Source organism: Pseudomonas sp. GW823-FHT01D03 (assembly GCF_058798255.1).
This window is the reverse complement of sequence record NZ_JBXAKK010000001.1, coordinates 4,197,242-4,211,816: the sequence shown is the minus strand read 5'-3', so window position 1 is coordinate 4,211,816 and position 14,575 is coordinate 4,197,242. Positions and strand designations below refer to the sequence as shown.

Genomic DNA, 14,575 nt, shown 5'->3' with positions numbered 1-14,575 from the left:
CTTACTTCGGCCCGAGAATCTTCGTCAGTTTCTCCGGCGAAGGCGCCCCTTGCTGCTGTTGCAGCTCGCCCTTGTCATCCATGTAGAAAATCGCCGGAGTCGCCTGCAGCTCCAGGTCTTCCATCAACTGCATGTTGGCGGCCAGTTTGGTCTGCACCGCTTTTGGAATGTCTTTTAATGGCTTGAGGGTGCTGGCCTTGCCGGCCTTCTCGTGATCTTCCAGGGCCTTGGCCGGATCTTTTGCCGCCAGCAGCGCGGCGGATTTCGCCGGGCTGTCTTCGCGGATGATCCCGACCATGATGTGCCGCAGTTGCACTTTGCCGGCCTTGACCCATGGTCGCGCCTGTTCCCAGAACATGTTGCAGTACGGGCAGTTCGGATCGCTGAACAGGTACACGGTGCGCGGCGCATCCTTGTTGCCGTCCTGAATCCAGTTGCTGGCTTCGAACTTGCCCCAGATTTCCTTGGCCATCGGCGCATAGACCAGTTTCTGCAACGGCTCGCTGCTCAGATCCTTGCCGTCGGCGTCGTACAGATTGCCGAGCAACACGTGTTTCCCGTCCGGCGTCAGGTACAGCGCCATGCCACGGTTCTGGTACTGCGCCGCATAGCCCCGCAGGCCGTCCGGGGCGTCGAACTGGCCGACGATTTTTGCGCCCTTGGCCTCGATCTGCTTGATCGCGGCGGGCAATTCTTCGGCGGCCTGCACCGACGGCAGGTGCAGCAGGGCAGTGCCCAGAGTCAGCGTCAGCAGGTGGCGGAGGCGGGGCATGGCAGTTTCCTTGCAGAGGTCGCCGGGGCGGCGGTTGGATTCGGGATATCAAAGTTTTCCAGGGCGCGGGCCAGACTGGCGTTCGACAGTTCGCCCAGGTGGCTGCTCAGCAAGCGACCGTCAGGGCTATAGAACAGCGTAGTCGGCAGCGCCATGGAACCCACGGCCTGACCCAGTCGGCCGCTGCGGTCGAACAGCACGTTGTTCAGGCTCAGGCCCTGGGTTTCAAGAAAGGTGGCAACGCTTTGCATGCTTTCGGCCTGATTGACGAACAGAAAGGTCAGGTCCGGGCGTTGTTGTTGAGCATTTTCCAGCACCGGCATCTCGCGCCGGCACGGCGGGCACCAGGTTGCCCACAGGTTGATCACCAATGGGCCGCCCTGATAGTCGCTGAGCTGGATGGTCTCGCCTGCGGCGTTGCGCAGGGTGATTTCCGGCAGGCGCGTGCCTTGTTCGTAGATGTTCAGTGACAGGGTCGCCAACAACCAGAACAGCACACCGCTGGCCACGCCAAAGCCCAGTGGCCGACGCAGACCCGGACGGCGCCAGCCGCGATAGAGAGCGGCGAGCAGCAGCACGACCACCCCCGGCCAGGCGAGGAAGCCGCCGTCGCGCAGGTCGATGATCTGCCACGGATCGTTGCGATAGTGGCCCCAGTACAGGGCGACAAACGCCACGCGTGCCGCGAGCATGCCCAGCAGGAACAGGCTGAACAGCGCCGACTCGGGGTTATCGCCGCCGCGCTTGGCCACCTGCCAGCCGACAAAGGTCGCCAGCGCCAGGGCACTGATCAGCAGCAGATGGTTAAGCGCGATGGCAAAGGTGCCGAGGGTGAACGTCAGCATTTAATTGGCGTCTCGGGTAGTGGCCCAGCGTTGCAGGAACGTCTCGGCATCCACCTCACCGGTGATGCGCTGGCTACGTCGTTCTTCGCCGTCGGTGCCGATCCAGACAAAACTCGGTGGGCCCGGGACTTTGTAGCGGCCGAGCAGCTCGCGGCTGGCGGCATTGTCGGCAGTGACGTCGAGGCGCAGCAGGCGTACATCGCTCAGCGCCTGCATGACCTTGTCCTTGCCGAACACCTGTTTTTCCATGACTTTGCACGACACACACCAGTCGGCGTAGTAATCGAGCAACACCCACTGGCGCTGGGCTTTGGCGCTATCCAGTTCGCGCTGCAGGGCGGCCGGGTCCTTGATTGCGGTGAACGCGTCATGCCCGCTCGGCGTGGTGCTGGCGACCCGCCCGGCGCTGTACACCTGCAACGGCTGATACGGGTCGTCACTGCCACCGGCAGCACCGATCAGCAACAGACTGCCCCACAGACCAAGCAACAACGAACTGGCGCCGAACACCTGGGCAACCCGGCCGAAGCCGTCCGATTGCTTCCAGGCGCAGAACGCGGCGATCAGCAGCAGCGCGCCACACAGGCCCAGCCACAGCGACGAGTCCAGCACCGGGCGCAACATCAGCAGTGCGGTCGCGAGGAACAGGAAACCGAAGATGCCCTTGAGCAGGTTCATCCACGCGCCAGGTTTCGGCAGGAAGCGATTGCCGACGGTCACCAACAGCAACAGCGGCACCCCGATACCGATGCCCAACGCGAACAGAATCAAGCCACCGTGCAGCGCATTGCCGCTCTGCGCGATGTACAGCAAAGCGCCGGCCAGTGGCGCGGTCATGCACGGGCCGACCAACAGACCGGACAACGCGCCGAGCACCCCGGCACCGATCAGGCTGCCGCCGCTGCGACTGCGCGAAGCGTGTTCGAGGCGGTCACGCAGGGCCACCGGCAATTGCAATTCAAAGAAGCCGAACATCGGCAGCGCCAGCACCACGAACACTGCTGCAAATGCACCGAGCAGCCATGGATTTTGCAGCCACGCCTGCAGGTTGGCGCCGAGCAGCGCGGCGATCACCCCCATCGCCGCATACACCAGCGCCATGCAGATCACATAGCTGCTGGCCAGGGCGAACCCACGGCGCGGGGTGGCGCCGCTGCCGACAATCATGCCCGCCAGAATCGGCAGCATCGGCAACGAACACGGGGTGAACGCCAGCAACAGGCCGAGGCCGAAGAACACCAGCAGGCTCCAGCCCAGCGCCCGTTGTTGCAGGCTGCTGGCCAAGGCCTGATCCGGTGCTTCAGCGCTGGTTATTGGCGTGGCTTTGCCGCCCAGATCGATGACCCGGGTCTGTGGCGGATAACACAGGCCGGCATCGGCGCAGCCTTGGTAACTGACCTTGATCTGACCGCTGGCCGCGGCCGGAATTTTTACCTCCAGCCCTTGGCGATACACCGGTTGTTCACCGAAGAACTCGTCGCTGTGTGACTCACCCTCGGGCAACGCCGGCTGTTGGTCGGCCGTCAAACCGTCGAATTTCAGGCGTTTCTGGTACAGGTAATAGCCGTCGGTGATTTGCCAGAACAGCTGGGTTTCCCCCGATTCAAGGCGTTCGGAAGTCAGCACGAAGGCTTTGTCGACCGGCAGAAACTCCGGTTTGGTCTCGAATGGATTGTTTCCCGCCTGGGCCAGGCCGGAGATCAGCAGTGCAAACAAAAGAAAAAAATGACGCATGGAGGAGCCTTGTCCCTGTGCAAGTGTGGGCACAATGGTGGATGGCGATTAACCGATGATTAACCGTCACGCCCTTGTCGCTGTGGCGTTGGGCGCCATAATGTCAGCTTAATCGGCCAACGGCCTAATCGGCTTTTTTCTACGGGACTGATCATGCACGTACTGGTTTGCGAAGACGATGAACTGATCGCCAGCGGTATCGTTGCCGGTCTCACGGCGCAGGGCCTGACGGTCGAGCACGTCAACACCGCCTCTAAAGCGCGGGCGATGCTCAAGGTCGCCGAATTCGACGTGATGGTGCTCGATCTCGGCCTGCCCGACGAAGATGGCCTCAAGTTGCTGCAACAACTGCGTCAGCAGGGCCTGGAAATTCCGGTGTTGATCCTGACCGCACGCGACTCGGTCACCGACCGGGTCGATGGCTTGCAGGCCGGGGCTGACGATTACCTGCTCAAACCCTTCGATCTGCGTGAACTGTTCGCGCGTCTGCAAACCTTGCTGCGCCGGGTCGCCGGGCGCAGCGTCAACCTGATCGAACACGGCGCGCTGACCTACGATCCAAGCAGCCGCGAAACCACGTTGGCCGGGCAACCGGTGGACTTGTCGCGCCGCGAGCAATCGCTGTTGCAGGCGTTGTTGCACAACCGTGGCCGGGTGCTGTCCACCGAGCAGTTGAAGGACAGCGTCTACGGTTTCAATGACGAGTTGGAGAGCAACGCGCTGAACGTGCATATCCATCACCTGCGCAGCAAACTCGGCAAGGGCATCGTCGAAACCGTGCGCGGTCTGGGTTATCGCCTCGGGCCGGCCGATGGTGGAGAACAACAGAAGTGATGAGTCTGCGTCTGCGCCTGAGTCTGACCCTCGGCGCCGCGTTCGCACTGATCTGGGCGCTGGCCGCGGCCTGGATGCTCAGCGACTTGCGCAATCAGATGATGTTTTCCCTTGACCAGCGGCTGGTGGCCTCGGCGCGCATGGTCGCCGGGCTGCTGGAGCAATTGCCGGCGCTGCCGAGCAAGGGCGAGGGCACCCATTTCAGCGCCGAACAATTGAACATTCCCGGTGGCATGGCCTGTCAGGTCAGTTCGTTGCGCGGGGAGATTCTGGCCCGCAGCCACAGCAGCCCCGAGCAAACCCTGGAAGCGGAAAAAATGGGCTTCCACGATCAGATGATCGATGGCGCGCCGTGGCGCAGTTTCACTCTCGCGCGGGGCGACGTGCGGATCACCACGGCCGACCGGCAGATCGAACGCGAAGCGCTGAACATGTCGATCCTGCTGGCGGCCTCGGTGCCGGTCGGCGTGGCATTGCTCGGTTGTCTGTGCCTGTTGTGGCTGGGCATCGGCCAGGGCCTGGCGCCGCTCAATCGACTGCGCGAGGCGCTGATGCGACGCAATGCCGACTCGCTGGAACCGTTGCAATTGCAATCTTTTCCCAGCGAACTGAAACCGTTGCTCGATACGCAGAACCAGCTGTTCCAGCGCATCGGCAAGACTATTGAGCGTGAACGCCGCCTGACCGGCGACGCCGCCCACGAACTGCGCAGCCCGTTGACGGCGATCAAGACCCACCTGCAAGTGGCACGCATGACCGAAGGCAGTGCCCGCGATCAGTCGCTGGCACGGGCCGAAGAGGGCGCCGACCGCATGCATCGCACGTTGGAGCAACTGCTGTTGCTGGCGCGGGTCGAGGGCAGTCTGTCGTTCGATGACGGCGTGCAGTGCAGCGCCGAACAGGTGGCGAAACTGGCGATGCAGGATGCGGCCGGCGGCGAGCGTCAGCGCATCAAGCTGCAATTGCCCAAGCAGCTCTCCAGCGCACCGGTGCAAATGCCGGCGGTGCTGTCGATTGCCGCGTTGCGCAATCTGCTCGACAACGCCCTGCGCCATACCCCGGCGGACGCTGAGGTGGAGCTGAGTCTGGAAACCGTCGGCCAGCGCGCCCGTTTTGTGGTGCGCGACCACGGGCCGGGGATTGCGGCGGAAGATCTGCAGCACCTGACCCAACGCTTCTGGCGCAACGGCCAGAGTACCGGCTGCGGTCTCGGCCTGGCCATTGTGCAAGCCATCGTCCAGCGCTGCGCCTGCACCCTGCATTTCGACAGCCGTCCGGATGGCTTGCGCGTCGAGTTGACTATGCCGCTGCAACCTGTCTGAACCAGCAAAAATCCTTTGTGGGAGCGGGCTTGCTCGCGAAGGCGGCGTGCCAGTCAGCGACGTATCGACTGACCGGACGCCTTCGCGAGCAAGCCCGCTCCCACAGGGGATCCGTGGTGTGGCACATCAAATGTAACGTCTGTGCGTTGGTGATTTGGCAATGGCGGCGTTAAGGTCTGGGCTGCTCTGACTCAATGGATTGAGGGAACGCGCCATGGAAGCAACGATCTGCATTCGTCCGGCGAAACCTGCCGACGCCGGCCTCATCAGTCGCATCATCGAGCGTTCGATTCGCGTCGGTTGTGTGCTTGATCACCGCAACGATCCGCAACTGGTCAGCCACTGGATTGACCGGCAATCCGCCGACATCATCAGCGCGCGCCTTGCCGACCCGCATTGCTACCTGAACATCGCCTTGTTGCAGGACAAACCGGTGGGTGTCGGCATGGCCACGGCCAGCGGCGACATCGGCTTTTGCCATGTGCAGCCGGAATGGTTTCGCCGTGGCGCAGGCCGCGCCCTGATGACTGACCTGGAAGGCTGGCTGCGGATTCGCGGTGTGGCGCGGGCGTGCATCGCCAGCACACGCACCGGCGCGGCTTTTTATCGACATCTGGGCTACTGCGACTCGGCGCTACCGGCCAGCGATCAGGGCTTGCACCGCGTTACGCTGCACAAGCTGTTGCCATTGCCTGGCTGACATCTCGATCAAGGGTCTAAATCCTCGCCCCGCTTAAGCGTTTCCAGAACAGGAAAACCTGCATGTGCGCCCCGCGTCCGGAACGCGCACCTGTGCGGTGTGCTGTTTTGGTCACTATCCATAGCGTATTGAGGGGTCGAGAGATGTCAGTCGCCACCAGCCTTATCGAAGAGTCATCGGCCCGGATCATCTCCGCGCCGGCGGAAACCCTGTATCAGTTCAACGAATCACCGCTGCTGGCCCGGCAGAGCCAGCAGGAGTCCAATGCCCGTAGCTACCCGCGACGCATTCCATTGGCACTCAAGCGTGCCAAAGGCCTGTATGTCGAGGACGTTGAAGGTCGTACGTTTATCGACTGCCTGGCTGGCGCCGGCACTCTCGCGCTGGGGCACAATCACCCGGTGGTAATCGAGGCGATCCAGCAAGTGCTGGCGGATGAGCTGCCGCTGCACACCCTCGACCTGACCACGCCAGTGAAGGATCAGTTCGTCCAGGACCTGTTCGGTTTGCTGCCGCCGGCACTGGCGGCCGAGGCGAAAATCCAGTTCTGCGGCCCGACCGGCACCGATGCGGTGGAGGCCGCGTTGAAACTGGTGCGCACCGCCACCGGGCGCAGCACCGTGCTGTCGTTCTCCGGCGGTTATCACGGCATGAGCCAGGGCGCCTTGAGCCTGATGGGCAGCCTGGGGCCGAAAAAGCCGCTGGGCGCCTTGCTCAGCCATGGCGTGCAATTCATGCCGTTCCCTTACGACTACCGTTGCCCGTTCGGTCTCGGCGGCGCGGCCGGGGTCAAAGCCAACCTGAGTTACCTGGAAAACCTGCTCAACGACCCCGAAGCCGGCGTGCAGTTACCGGCAGCGGTGATCGTCGAAGCGGTGCAGGGCGAGGGCGGGGTGATCCCGGCCGATATCGAGTGGCTGCGCGGCTTGCGTCGGATCACCGAGAAGGCCGGTGTGGCGCTGATCGTCGATGAGATCCAGAGCGGTTTCGCCCGCACCGGCAAAATGTTTGCCTTCGAACACGCCGGCATCGTCCCGGACGTGGTGGTGTTGTCCAAAGCCATCGGCGGCAGCCTGCCATTGGCGGTGGTGGTTTATCGCGACTGGCTCGACACCTGGCAACCGGGCGCCCATGCGGGCACGTTCCGTGGCAATCAGATGGCGATGGCCGCCGGTTCCGCGGTGATGCGTTATCTGCTTGAGCACAAGGTCTGCGAACACGCCGCCGCCATGGGCGAACGCCTGAGCGAACACCTGCGCATCCTGCAACGCGACTTCCCGCAACTGGGCGACATTCGTGGTCGTGGCTTGATGCTCGGTGTCGAACTGGTTGACCCGAACGGCGCGCCGGACGCCCTCGGTCATCCACCCGCGTTCGCGCGTCTGGCACCGCTGGTGCAGCGTGAATGCCTCAAGCGCGGACTGATTCTCGAACTGGGCGGCCGGCATGGCGCGGTGGTGCGCTTCCTGCCGCCGCTGGTGATCACCGCCGCCGAAATCGACCGCGTCGCCGAGATCTTCGGCCGGGCCTTGGCCGCCGCCACCGCCGCCGAGTAAATTTTTCGCAGCGCCGAACGTTCTTTCTACATACCCGGCTGCACCCCAGGTGCAGCCCACCCTTACAACGATGGAGAACCAGCATGACGTCAGTATTCGACCGCGAGGACATCCTCTTTCAGGTCGTGGTCAACCACGAAGAGCAATACTCGATCTGGCCGGATTACAAAGCCGTGCCGGAAGGCTGGCGCACCGTGGGCAAGAGCGGCCTGAAGAAGGAATGCCTGGCCTACATCGAAGAGGTCTGGACCGACATGCGTCCGCTGAGCCTGCGCCAGAAGATGGAAGGGCAAACGGCTGCTCAGTAATCTGACAGACAAAACAAACCCGCTGGACTGGTGACAGGCTGCGGGTTTTTTCATGGCTGGCAATGGTGTTGTTCTGGCGGGCCTCTTCGCGAGCAAGCCCGCTCCCACATTGGATCTGTGGTGCACACAACTCCCCTGTGGGAGCGGGCTTGCTCGCGAAGAACGATAACGCGGTGTAACTGAAACTACGCCCCGCTCAAGCCCTTGAGCAGTAAATCGACATTCCCCTCCAGCTCCGCCACCGGATCTTCGGCATCGGTACTCAACACCAGCAAATGACTCCCCGACTCGGCAATCGCCGCTTTCACCGCTTCCGACGGCTGACGATGATGCAGCACCAGCGCCACGTCGTTGTCCTTGAGCGTCGCCGTGAGTTGCTTCAGCTCTTGCACCGTCCACTCGCTATCAGGCCGAGGATCCTGACCGATCAGCTCCAGATTCAGGCTGCCGATCAGATAACCGAAGTGATCGCTGAGGCTCAGCACACTGAGGTTGTCAGCCTCGGCCAGGCGCGCTTCGCTGTCGGCGCTGAGCTTGAGCAGGCGCTGTTTCAGCGCCGCCAGATTGGTCTCGATCTTCGGTTTGGCCGACGGCGCCAGGCGCACCAGATCCGCGGCGATTACGTCAGCCATGCGCCCCATGTTGTTGCTCGCCAGCCATGGCTGACTGTTCAAGCCATCGACCTTCAGCCCTGGTTGTACGGCGATCCCTGGCAGGGCGCCGTCCACCGGGCGCGCCGCGTCGACCTCGACAATGCGAATGTTGCTGCGCCGTGCGATCGGGTACAGCGGATCATCCGCCCACAGCGAACGTATGCCGATCACCGCGTCGGCATCGGTTGCCAGTTTGCCCAGCGCCGGCGCACCGCGACCGGTGAAATACGCGGTCTGACGGCTGCCCGGCAAATTCGCCGGGGCCGCGCGCTCCAGGCTGACGTCGGTGCCTTTGAGCAGCACTTCGCCCAGGCCATAGGTGATGGGCAACGAGGCCAGTACGCGCAGCGGTTGAGGGTTTTCAGCCGCTAGCAACGGGCTGCCGACCACGCCGCACAGGGCCATGGCCAGGGTCAGTTTTCGCAGTGAGAAAGTCATTTATCCAAGGTTCCCTTTCAGACTCGGGACAACCCCGCGCGCAATGGCGGCGAGGGCGAAGGCGATGCCGGCGACCAGAATGATCGCGGCGCCGGACGGGATCGGCAGATCGAAGACGATCGGCGCGAGAATCCCGCACAGCGTGCTGACGGTGGCAATCAGTACCGAACACCAGAAGAAGCCCTTGAGCGACTGGCTGAGCAACCGCGCGGCCGCCGCCGGAATCACCAGCAATGCGCCGACCAGAATCGCGCCGATGACCTTTACCGCCGCGACGGTGATCAGCGTCACCAGAATCACGAACAGGTAATCCAGGGTCTTCACCGCCACGCCGCGCACCGCCGCCAGTTGCGGGTTGAAACTGGCGAGCATGATCCGGTTGTACAAAGGCAGTGCCAGGGCCATGACCAGCGAACCGACGATGGCCAGCACCAGCAGGTCGTTGCCATTGACGGTGAGCACCGAACCGAACAGCACGTTCTCCAGAATGTGCACGTTGATCTTGCCCGCCAGAATCAACAGCAGGCTCGCGCCAAGCGCCAGCGACACCGAGAGAAACACGCCGATCAGGGTGTCGGGCGCCAGGCCGGTGCGGTTGCGCAGGTAGTTGAGCAGGATGCCGAACAACAGGCAGTAACCGAACAGGCTGCCGTACGGCCCGGTGTAGGGTTCGCCGAGCAGAATGCCGATGGCCACGCCGGTCAGCGCCGCGTGCCCGACCGCTTCGGAGAAAAACGCAAAGCGCTTGACCACCACCAGCGCGCCGAGGCCACCGAGCACCGGACCGATCAACAGGCCGGCGAGCAATGCGTTGACCACAAAGCCGTAGGCCAGCGCTTCCGGCAGGTACCCGGACGACGCCCAGCCCTGAACCATCAAACGAAAGGCTTCGTAACTCATCAGACCGCGCTCCGTGGATGGGTGGAAAACAGACTCAGCAGACGTTCCGGGGTCAGTGCCTGTTGCGGCGTGGCGTCGAATAGCACGCGGCGGTTGAGACCGGTGACCCGGTCGGCCAGACGCTTGACCGCTTCCAGATCGTGCTCGATCCACAGCACGGTGATGCCGGCGGCGCGCCAGTCGCCGAGCAGGCGTTCGAACACCTGGATCCCGGCTTCGTCGAGGGCCGACATCGGCTCATCCAGCACCAGCAATTGCGGGGCCGGGATCAGGCCTTGAGCGAGCAGTACGCGCTGCCGTTCGCCACCGGATAACGCGCCCATGCGCCGCTTGCGTTTGTCCTGCATGCCGACCCGTTCCAGCGCCTCGCCGATGGCCTTGGCGTAGTGCTTGCTCAGGCCGAGAAACGCCGGCCGACGCTGGCACATCGCGGCCATGAAGTCGTCGACGGTCATCGGCAGGCCACGATCGAACTCCAGCGCCTGCGGCACGTAGCCGATGGTGCCGGGCTCGGCGGGCCAGTGCAGGCTCAGTTGACCTTGATGCGGCATCTGCCCGAGCAGGGTCTTGATCAGCGAACTCTTGCCGCCGCCGTTGGGGCCGACCAGGGCGTGCACGTGGCCGGGTTGCACCTGGAAGGTGACATTGTCGAGAATCGTGGTGCGCCCGAGGGTCAGAGAGACTTCTGCAAAATCCAGAGTCGGCCCGCTTACCCTCTGTAGGAGTGAGCCTGCTTGCGATAGCGGTGTGTCATTCAACGATGTGGTTGACTGGCCGGACGCTTTCGCGAGCAGGCTCACTCCTACAGGGGAGGTGGAGTCATCTGAGAGGGATTCTTTTGCTGTCATGCCCCGGACTCCTGAATCGCCCGCACCACGGTGTCGAGGTTGCCGGTCATTTCCTTTTCGTACTTGTCGGCGCTGTATTCGCCATAGGAAATGTGCGACAGCGGGTACAGCTTCACGCCCGACTCACGCTGGATGGTTTCGACGTAGGTCGAGGGGAAATCCATCTCCGAGAAAATCACCTTCACGTCGAGTTCGCGCAGTTGGTCGATGGTCTTTTTCAACTGGCTCGGGCTCGGTTCGATGCCGTGGGCCGGTTCGACCACGGCCGTCACTTCCAGGCCGAATTCGCGCAGCAGATAGTCATAAGCCGCATGCACCGTGGCCACGCGCAGTTCGGCGTTCGGTGCCTGGGTCAGTTTGGCCAGCGCATCGGCGCGCATCTGCCGCAGGCGTTTGCCGTAGGCGCGGGCGTTCTGGGTATAGGTCTTGGCGTTGTCCGGGTCGAGCTTGCCCAGCTCGCGGGCGATGTTGTTGACCTGGGCAATTGAAGCGCTGATCGACAGGAAGGTGTGCGGGTTGACCACTTTGCCGGCGCCGCGCGCGGCGGTGCCGGTGGCGGCCAGCAGCGGCACATTTTCGTTGGCTTCGATGGTCTTGATGTTCGGCGTTTCGCTAGCGGCGATCATCCGGTCGGCGAAGTCGTCATGACCGACCCCGTTGAGCACGATCACATCCAGCCCGCTGATGCGCTTGATGTCTTCGGCGCGTGGCTCGTAGGCGTGCGGGTTGAAACCGGCGGGAATCAGCGGCACTACCTCGGCCTTGTCGCCGACGATGTTCGCCACATAGCTGTAATACGGGTGCAGGGTGATGCCGATGCGCAGGCGTTTGCCCGGTTCGGCGCTGGCCAGCGGGCTCAGCAGGCACGCGCACAAGCCAAACAGCAGGGTGCGCAGGAGGGGACGGCGAGTCAGTGAAATAAGCATGGGCAAGCGGTCTTCTCTCGGGTGAAGGCGAAGGTTCAGTGGCGATGCTCGCGGGTCACGCCGGCATCGAACTGCGCGACGATCTGTTTCCAGCCAGCGGCGGAAAGCGCGGCGTCGGTCAGTTCGGCGGGTGTCCGCAGATCGGCGGCGCGGTTGAGCCAGATGTCCGGTGCGGCAGTGGCGTCGGCGCTCAGCCGCATCACGAACGAACCGGCAACGGCGGGCGCCTGGCTGTGACCGAAGTAGGCCGTGTCCGCCAGCAATTGCCAGGCATGCCCGCCACGGCTGACCGAACTGGCGTCCTGGGCGAACGGGGCGAAACCTTCTTCAGCCAGGGTCTGTGCCGTCGGCAGGCTTTGCTGTTCCTCACGCAGCAAGCGAATTTCATCGAGGGTCACCCGCAGATCGGCATAGATGCCTTGCTCGGCAGCGCTGAGATCGCGCCGCGCATCGAGCTGATGACTGGCGACCGGTTCCGGTTCATGGGACACCCCGCGCCATGCCACCACCGAGCCGGCGACCGCGAGGATCAGCAAGCACAACAGCAGAACGTTAAGGGTTTCATGCCCGGCACCGGCCGGGCGGACGACTTGGGTGGTGGGTGTGCTCATGGGGCCTCGATGTCGGCTTGGTCGATTTCTACAACGTGGCCGGGGCCGGCGTCGAACAGCACGTAAAACTCGGCCGCCGGTTTCTTGAAGGTCAGGCTTGAGTCGGCGCCGAGCTTGCCCGGCAGCAGGATGGTTTCGTCGTAACCGATCACATCGAGGGTCACCCCCGGCGCGCCGCTGCCGTCGGAGAAGCCGCCGGTGCATTTGATCTGCTCGGCATCGACGGCCTTGCATTCGCACATCGGGTTATGGGCCAGGGCGCCGGTGCTGAAACCTGTGCACAGCATCAGCAACGCGGCGCGCAACCGCAGGCGGGAAGGGCGTTGAACGCGGTTCATGGTTTGGCTCCTTGTTGGTTCAGCCAGGCGAGGGTCGCGGGGGAGGCCTGGCTCAGGGGAATCGACGCCTGGTGCATGCTGCCGTCCCAGCCTTCCATGGTGATCCACAGTTCGGCATCGGCTTTGGTTTTTTCCGCCACTGGCAATTGCGCCCCCATGCGGTACGGGGTGCCGAAGAAAATCACCCCGGCGGCGCGCAGGCTGCGCGGCTTACCGATGCGCAGGTAGGTGGCCTTGACCTGTTCGACACAGGCGTCGCACAGGGCGGCATTGAAGTCCTTCATGTAGCCGGCGGGGCCACTCAGGCGCGGCGCTTCGTTGCGCAGTTCGGCCAGGCGCAGGCTCCACGGGCCGACCTGGATTTCGCCGACCTCATGCTCACCGAGGCCGACGTCACCGCGAAACAGCGCGGCGTCGGCGAAGTACTTGGGCATGAAGCCCAACGGAATCAGCAGCAACAGGGCGTTCAGATGAAAGCGCCATTTGTGCCAGAAGCGGCGCAGGGCGGACGGTTTGGCGGGGCGATTGGACTGGCTCACAGGCTGACCTCCGCCGGTTCCCGGCTGACGCGGGGGCTGCGGGCCTTTTTATTCTCGCGCTTGAGGGCGTTGGCGGTGGCCAGCGCGGTGCGCTTGGTCCAGATCAACAGGCCGCTGAGCACCATCATGCTCAGCAGCAGGCCGAAGAAGAACCAGATCAGTTTGATCCACAGACCGCCGAAATCGCCGGTGTGCAGTGGGCGCATCGACTCGGTGACAAACTCCAGCGAGGAACGGTCGGTCAGCAGTCGCGTGGCGGCCATGTCGCCGTTGTACGGGTTGAGCGTGGCGGTCTGGAACATCAGCGGATACCAGCCGCGCCCGCCAAGGCTCAAGTGGCTGTAGGCATTGCCCGGCAGGCTGACGAAACTGACTTCCAGCCCGGGGATGTGCTGTTCGGCGATCTGCACCGCGCGATCGAGGCTGATCCGTGGGGGAGGACTCGCGTCGCTCGACATCGGTACGCTTTCCCGGGACATGGCAGGAATGATCGGTTCGCTGCTGATCGATACCTGGTTGTCGGCCAGAATGGCCTGGATCAGAAACCAGGTGCCAGTGATCGAGATCACCGCGATGAACCAGATCGACCAGATGCCGCTCAGTCGATGGAAGTCGCCCCAGAAGATCCGCGCGCCGTGGCGAAAACGCAGGGTGGGCTTGAAGAAGCCTTTCCAGAAGCGCTTGTACACCACCAGCCCGGTCACCAGCGAAGCGAGCATTGGCAGACCGAGGAACGACACCAGGTACCAGCCCCAGCTGAAACCGTTGGTGAACGGCACCAGCCACCAGCCGTGCAGGGCGCGGGTGAACGCCTTGAAGTTGAAGTCCGGCGCCGGGCCCTGGATCACCCCGGTGTACGGGTTGACGTAGACCGTCTGCGAGCGGCCGTCGGGGTAGCTGACTTCGGCATCGAGGGCGAAGTGCGACTCGTCGGGACGGCTGATGCTTTCCACCAGCGTCTGCGGTTCGGCCCGTTTGATCGCGGCCAGCACCTGATCGTAACTGAGCCGTGGAGCGTCATCCGATGGCTGGCTGGCGCGCATCTGCGGGTTGGCCAGCCAGACGATTTCCTGGCTGACCACCGCTAGCGTGCCGGTGACACACACGATCAGGACAAAAAACCAGATCGGCAGCGCGAGCCAGCTATGCACCAGGAACCACAGTTTGGAACGGGATTTCTTCGACATGATTGCGCGTCTTGATTTCGATGAAAGGACACGTGGCTACGGGCTTCGCAGCGCGGGTGTCCGT

Annotated in this window: 16 protein-coding genes; 5 read left to right on the top strand and 11 right to left on the bottom strand. The window is 63.4% G+C overall.

The window, feature by feature from the left end; translation table 11 throughout:
• Position 1: 1 nt before the first annotated feature.
• The 3 genes from dsbG to dsbD are packed head-to-tail and all read right to left on the bottom strand — an operon-like array spanning position 2 to position 3,351.
• Positions 2-772 (bottom strand): thiol:disulfide interchange protein DsbG, encoded by a 771-nt coding sequence (dsbG, locus tag AC1RBR_RS18480; RefSeq protein ID WP_253150010.1) that lies wholly within the window; start codon positions 770-772, stop codon positions 2-4.
• Positions 748-1,617: a TlpA family protein disulfide reductase gene (locus tag AC1RBR_RS18475; protein WP_492565999.1), complete on the bottom strand. Its 870-nt coding sequence runs from the start codon at positions 1,615-1,617 to the stop codon at positions 748-750. The genes dsbG and AC1RBR_RS18475 overlap by 25 nt, the downstream gene beginning before the upstream one ends.
• Complete coding sequence (gene dsbD / locus AC1RBR_RS18470; protein ID WP_492565997.1) at positions 1,618-3,351, bottom strand: protein-disulfide reductase DsbD; 1,734 nt, start codon at positions 3,349-3,351, stop codon at positions 1,618-1,620. It lies immediately after the preceding gene.
• A gap of 153 nt (positions 3,352-3,504) precedes the next feature.
• Between dsbD and AC1RBR_RS18465 the strand changes: the two genes are divergently transcribed.
• The 5 genes from AC1RBR_RS18465 (at position 3,505) to AC1RBR_RS18445 (ending at position 8,071) form a co-directional block, all read left to right on the top strand.
• Positions 3,505-4,185: a response regulator gene (locus AC1RBR_RS18465; RefSeq protein WP_007969056.1), complete on the top strand. Its 681-nt coding sequence runs from the start codon at positions 3,505-3,507 to the stop codon at positions 4,183-4,185.
• On the top strand, positions 4,185-5,507 hold the full coding sequence (locus AC1RBR_RS18460) for an ATP-binding protein (protein ID WP_098964858.1): 1,323 nt from the start codon (positions 4,185-4,187) through the stop codon (positions 5,505-5,507). The genes AC1RBR_RS18465 and AC1RBR_RS18460 overlap by 1 nt, the downstream gene beginning before the upstream one ends.
• Positions 5,508-5,721: 214 nt before the next feature.
• Complete coding sequence (locus tag AC1RBR_RS18455; RefSeq protein ID WP_492565995.1) at positions 5,722-6,207, top strand: GNAT family N-acetyltransferase; 486 nt, start codon at positions 5,722-5,724, stop codon at positions 6,205-6,207.
• 143 nt (positions 6,208-6,350) lie between these two features.
• Positions 6,351-7,763: an aspartate aminotransferase family protein gene (locus AC1RBR_RS18450; protein WP_492565994.1), complete on the top strand. Its 1,413-nt coding sequence runs from the start codon at positions 6,351-6,353 to the stop codon at positions 7,761-7,763.
• Positions 7,764-7,846: 83 nt separating this feature from the next.
• Complete coding sequence (locus AC1RBR_RS18445) at positions 7,847-8,071, top strand: MbtH family protein (RefSeq protein ID WP_183785470.1); 225 nt, start codon at positions 7,847-7,849, stop codon at positions 8,069-8,071.
• 185 nt (positions 8,072-8,256) lie between these two features.
• Here AC1RBR_RS18445 and AC1RBR_RS18440 read toward each other — a convergent pair whose 3' ends face one another.
• Genes AC1RBR_RS18440 through AC1RBR_RS18405 form a run of 8 tightly spaced genes read right to left on the bottom strand, consistent with a single transcriptional unit; the run spans position 8,257 to position 14,511 of the window.
• Positions 8,257-9,162, bottom strand: coding sequence for a metal ABC transporter substrate-binding protein (locus tag AC1RBR_RS18440; protein WP_492565992.1), 906 nt, complete (start codon positions 9,160-9,162; stop codon positions 8,257-8,259).
• Positions 9,163-10,062: a metal ABC transporter permease gene (locus AC1RBR_RS18435; protein ID WP_492565990.1), complete on the bottom strand. Its 900-nt coding sequence runs from the start codon at positions 10,060-10,062 to the stop codon at positions 9,163-9,165.
• Positions 10,062-10,910, bottom strand: a complete 849-nt coding sequence (locus AC1RBR_RS18430) for a metal ABC transporter ATP-binding protein (RefSeq protein WP_492565988.1) — start codon at positions 10,908-10,910, stop codon at positions 10,062-10,064. Before AC1RBR_RS18430 ends, AC1RBR_RS18435 begins: the two co-directional genes overlap by 1 nt.
• The gene (locus AC1RBR_RS18425; RefSeq protein ID WP_095137354.1) at positions 10,907-11,836 is read right to left on the bottom strand and encodes a metal ABC transporter substrate-binding protein; all 930 of its coding nucleotides are present in this window, start codon (positions 11,834-11,836) and stop codon (positions 10,907-10,909) included. The genes AC1RBR_RS18430 and AC1RBR_RS18425 overlap by 4 nt, the downstream gene beginning before the upstream one ends.
• Positions 11,837-11,871: 35 nt before the next feature.
• Complete coding sequence (locus tag AC1RBR_RS18420; protein WP_492565986.1) at positions 11,872-12,447, bottom strand: DUF6162 family protein; 576 nt, start codon at positions 12,445-12,447, stop codon at positions 11,872-11,874.
• Positions 12,444-12,785: a hypothetical protein gene (locus AC1RBR_RS18415; protein WP_492565984.1), complete on the bottom strand. Its 342-nt coding sequence runs from the start codon at positions 12,783-12,785 to the stop codon at positions 12,444-12,446. The genes AC1RBR_RS18420 and AC1RBR_RS18415 overlap by 4 nt, the downstream gene beginning before the upstream one ends.
• Positions 12,782-13,324: a PA2404 family protein gene (locus AC1RBR_RS18410; RefSeq protein ID WP_492565982.1), complete on the bottom strand. Its 543-nt coding sequence runs from the start codon at positions 13,322-13,324 to the stop codon at positions 12,782-12,784. The genes AC1RBR_RS18415 and AC1RBR_RS18410 overlap by 4 nt, the downstream gene beginning before the upstream one ends.
• Positions 13,321-14,511, bottom strand: coding sequence for a PepSY-associated TM helix domain-containing protein (locus AC1RBR_RS18405; protein ID WP_492565981.1), 1,191 nt, complete (start codon positions 14,509-14,511; stop codon positions 13,321-13,323). The genes AC1RBR_RS18410 and AC1RBR_RS18405 overlap by 4 nt, the downstream gene beginning before the upstream one ends.
• Between the last annotated feature and the right edge of the window lie 64 nt (positions 14,512-14,575).